Annotated in this window: 5 protein-coding genes; 4 read left to right on the forward strand and 1 reads right to left on the reverse strand. The window is 39.4% G+C overall.

What is annotated here, in order from left to right; all coding sequences use genetic code 11:
* From ACXM0J_RS18565 to ACXM0J_RS18580, 4 genes are all read left to right on the forward strand, one after another.
* A partial coding sequence (locus ACXM0J_RS18565) for an SOS response-associated peptidase (protein WP_199953846.1) occupies positions 1 to 501 on the forward strand: 501 nt, incomplete at its 5' end.
* Positions 502 to 611: 110 nt separating this feature from the next.
* Positions 612 to 1238 (forward strand): LexA family protein, encoded by a 627-nt coding sequence (locus ACXM0J_RS18570; protein ID WP_000038641.1) that lies wholly within the window; start codon positions 612 to 614, stop codon positions 1236 to 1238.
* A gap of 14 nt (positions 1239 to 1252) precedes the next feature.
* Positions 1253 to 2548: a Y-family DNA polymerase gene (locus ACXM0J_RS18575; protein ID WP_001190352.1), complete on the forward strand. Its 1296-nt coding sequence runs from the start codon at positions 1253 to 1255 to the stop codon at positions 2546 to 2548.
* A gap of 4 nt (positions 2549 to 2552) precedes the next feature.
* Entirely contained in the window at positions 2553 to 2771 is a 219-nt protein-coding gene (locus ACXM0J_RS18580) for a hypothetical protein (RefSeq protein WP_000550047.1), read from the forward strand.
* A 325-nt stretch (positions 2772 to 3096) separates the two neighbouring features.
* On the opposite strand, the gene ACXM0J_RS18585 is transcribed toward ACXM0J_RS18580, so the two are convergent.
* The coding region (locus tag ACXM0J_RS18585; RefSeq protein WP_479750725.1) for a tyrosine-type recombinase/integrase at positions 3097 to 4702 on the reverse strand (1606 nt) is incomplete at its 5' end.

Genomic DNA, 4702 nt, shown 5'->3' on the forward strand with positions numbered 1-4702 from the left:
GAGCTTGATATTGCAAAGTTTGGATTACTACCGAGCTGGGCGAAAGAATTGAAGTTCAGCAGTCATACTTATAACGCCAGAACTGAGTCTGTAGCAGATAAGCCTAGCTTTCGACATGCTTGGAAGTACAGCAAGTTCTGCCTAGTCCCAGTACAAGAATTTTATGAGCCGAAATACATCAATGGCAAGCCACACTGGTACACCATCAAGCGTAAAGATGATCAGCCTTTTACTGTTGCAGGGATCTATGATGATGCAGTGATTAATGGCAATAAGGTACGTTCCTTTTCAATGTTGACCATCAATTCGGACCATCACCCTTTTATGAAACAATTCCATGCACCGAAGGATGAGAAGCGATCCATCATCGTTATTCCAGAACAGTACAGAAAAGACTGGCTAACAGCCGATCATGAACATGCGCATGAATATTTCTTTCAAATGCCCGATGAATTCGTCACATTTCCACGCGATGAGCAGAAACAAAACGTCTTATTCTGAGCATCCTTGTTTATCCACAACTTTTTAAATTTGAATTTTAAACGCTGTTAGTAATATCCTATTTAAACAAATTCTACTTCCAAACACGCCTCGTAGCGTAGGAGTATCTCATGTCTAAGAAGTTGCCTATTTACTTCTCTGACGACGCATGGTCATCTTTACAAGAGCTCATGGGTCCAGAGGGTAAACCAAGTCCTACCATCAACACCGTGCTTGAACAAATCGCTGTTCAAAATGAGCTTGTTGAAAAATTAGGGCTTACTGCTGTCCTACCCAAATCCAAAGTATCTATTCCCGTCTCTTTAGAGCGTATTCCTGCAGGTCCGGCCTTCAGCACCAAGGATGAGCAAGACAAAGCACTCGATCTGAATGAGTTCCTGATTCACAACCCTATTTCTACTTTTATTGCCTATGTAGACAGTGAATCCATGCTCGATGCTGGCCTAGAGATTAATGATCCAATCATTATTGATCGCAGTATTGAAGCCAAGCATTACGATATCGTGGTTGCCCTGATTGATGACAATGCCTCAACCATTAAGCGGCTGATGATCACCAATAAGATGTCCAAGTCTGAAATCAAAGAAATATTTGGAGATGAAGATTATCCGCTTCCAGAACTTTGGTTGAAGGCTGAAAATTCGAATTACAATCACATCATTCCTGATGATAGTCAGACCATATCAATCTGGGGTGTGGTGACTTTTAATTTAAAGCGTATTTATCACCGCTCATAAAAAGAAGAATAACCATGCAAAGTGAAAATGAAATATTCGCGTTAGTCGACGTGAATAATTGCTACGTCTCGTGTGAGCGTGTGTTTAATCCTGCCTTGAATGATCGCCCAACCATTGTGCTCAGCAACAATGACGGCTGTGCCGTGGCCAGAAGCCAGGAAGCGAAAGACTTAGGCATCAAGATGGGTGTTCCTGTATTCCAAATTAAAGAGCTGATCAAACAACATAACATTCAGGTGCTATCCAGTAATTTCTCCTTATATGGCGAAATGTCCAAGCGCTTTATGGAGCTGCTTGGGGACTATGTTGCACCAGGAGATCAAGAGGTCTATTCCATTGATGAATGCTTTCTGAAGCTCACAGCTTACGAGCATCTATTTGACCTGACTGTATATGCTCAAGACATGAGGGCTAAGGCTTGGCGTTGGTTAGGCCTACCCTGCTGTATTGGAATTGGTCGCTCTAAAACCGAAGCCAAGATTGCCAATCATCTCGCCAAGAAAAACAAGTTCTTCAATGGGGTCTGTAATCTGGCCCATATGGACCCATGCTCTACAGAAACGCTACTCGCGCAGGTTGATGTGTCTGAGGTTTGGGGCGTAGGCAGACAGAACTGTAAGAAGCTCAATACTATGGGTGTTCAATCTGTGCTGGATCTGATCAATGCCAATCCTAAAGAAATCAAAAAGCAGTTTAGTATCGTGATGGAAAAGACGGTGCTTGAGCTACAGGGCCTTTCTTGTATTGACCTTAGTGATGATACTGTAGCGAAGAAGCAAATCATCAGCAGCCGTTCATATGGCAACCCAGTGTATGAAATGGATGACATTAAAGCTTCGGTTCGGCTTTATGTGGCCAGAGCCGTGAAACGAATGCGGGAAGATGGCTCAATCTGCAAGATGATCGGCGTGTATATCCAAACCAGTCGCTTTGATAAGACAGAGCGCTACTCGCCTTACATCGTCGTTCAAATGCATGAGCATACGGATGATCTACTGCTCATCACCAAGGCCGCGATGAAAGGCATCGATCAGATATTTAAGAAAGGCTTTAAGTATAAAAAGGCGGGAATCGTGCTGCTCGAAATTACAGATCAATCCAAGTTTGTGCCCGATCTATTCACGGACTATTCACATAAGCAAGAGCGAGAAAGGCTTTCAGATGCCATCGAAGCCATCAGTGAACGGTTTGGGAAGAATCTCGTCACGCTAGGCATTGCCAACAATAAAGAAGCCACATGGCACATGAATCAAAACCTTAGATCACCTTCGTATTTAACCAAATGGTCTGACTTACCAAGAGTAGGATAAAAACATGCACTTATTTAAATTAACTGACGAACAACTCGCACAAATTCTTATCCCGAAACGATTTGTACCACCTACTCCACCTGAACATGAAGGCAAGAATATGGTCTATGTATTTGATAGTGAGGATAAGTTTGAACTGACTTATGATGAGCTGGTGGAAATCATTAGCAAAGCTAGAATGGCTGGTCCGAAGTTGATACCTGTCTTAGGCACCGTGAATTAAATTGTGCAGTGTTCGCACGCCACTTGAAACATAACTTGATTGGAAATGAATTTGGGCTGAGAAAAATTCAGTTCAAATTTAACCTGACGGGCACACTAAAAAATGGGTAATTGTCAGATCGAGTTTGGACTACAACACTTTAGCTCATCGATTTACCAAAGTGCTAATCTTTACACTATTGTCTAAAATCCAGTGACCAAATTGTGATGCTAAAGCTTTTAAATTCCCTTTATTATGAATCAAAGTTAGTATGATGCTTTTCATAAAGACAGTTTACTTATAACCAGAGAGATTTTTAAACAATTCCCCTTTTAGTTTGCTTAGGCTATTTCAACCAGAGTTCATCTTTTTGCATCATTTTTAACATTAAATTAAATATAACCAGCGGAGTAACATTTTTTTTGTTAGAGCCGACAACTCTTTGAAAACTAAATTTAACGGTTCGCTCAGGAGCATCCAAATTAACTGGGTAGTTTTGTTTTTCTAAATACAGATGATCTCCTAACATTGGCTCTATACCAGTAATAAAATTAACAATTTGTTGCTCATCACCTTTCATTCGGCATTGAAAATGTAGAAAATTCTTACGCAGTTTTCCAAATAATAATAATATTTTAAGCGCCTTAACCATGTTCTTTTCTTTCAGTGCATCTTGCTGCCTATCATCTTTATAATGAAAATCAAGGAGAGGAATTATTTCATCTGGACGAGTCAGTTTTTTAGCCTTTTCGTAAAGTTCATCAAACCAACTCTCTTCTAAATTCTTACTATAAACATAATTCGTTTTTAAATTAAATTTTTGGCGATCCATCCATTTAGTGCTCATCCATTGACATCGTTGCATCCATTCTTGAGCTTGGGTATCTTCGCTTAAACGACCTTCTCTAAAACTTATCAAACGTTGAAAAGGTGTCAGAGTACTCTTCTCTATACTAAACTTCTTTTCTTGTCGGCCAGCCATCGTAACTGGCTGTGTTTGCTGATAAGAATTAAACCATTTCTGCTGCTGAGTATAACGATTTAGGTTTATGTAGTCTGTACTTGACTTCACTGGACTAAAACACTGTTCTAATACTTTTTTTGAAATGATACACGGCGAATTATAAATTCGATCGACTGCTAATAAATCCAAAACATGAAGGTAATTTGAAGCCGTTTGCTCAATACTGCTATGCCCCATCCAAGAGGCGAGCACCTGCCATTTATGTTGAATAATCTCTTCTTGAGCACGTGCTTTCATACCAAACAATAAATCCCTCATCTTTTTTGCTTTTACCCAAGGACAATCTGTGTAGGTCTTGATCATTTCTTTTGAACCGAGCAAAGTTATTGCTAGATAGTTAGCAGCACTGTGGCGTAATGTATGAAAACTAAAGCCATGATGCATACCTAATATTTGACTAAACAAATCTACTGTAATTTTGCTGATACATTGATCAGTTAATACACGATGATTCACACTAAAAAGTAGATCATCCTGCTGATTAACCAAATATTGCTCATAACGATGTTGTATGTAACGTTGTACTACTAAAAACTCATGTTCTGACAATGCAATTTTCAATGGTATTTGACGATTCGCACTTCGCGTTTTCAGACGGCGATATGAATTGTCTTGGATATGAAGCGTGATATTATTAAAAACTGTATTTTCTTTTTCTTTATAAAGTAGCTCTGGGCAAATAATATCTTGTATTTTAAGACAACGAACTTCATTTAATCGAAGTCCAGTTCTATAACTTAGTAAATACATCAGCTTTAAACAACTCAGATGATCGACCCACTCTGATGCCGTTGGCTCTTGACTTAAATTTTCTAGTTTTTCCAATAATTTGCCAAATAGCAAAGGACTCACTAGCCGTGCATTGCAAATTTGTAAATGCTTAAAACTTGAATTCTGTAGCACCAATACCCCTGGAGCATCATAATTC

It is taken from the genome of Acinetobacter sp. GRABPA_MV_2 (assembly GCF_056725885.1).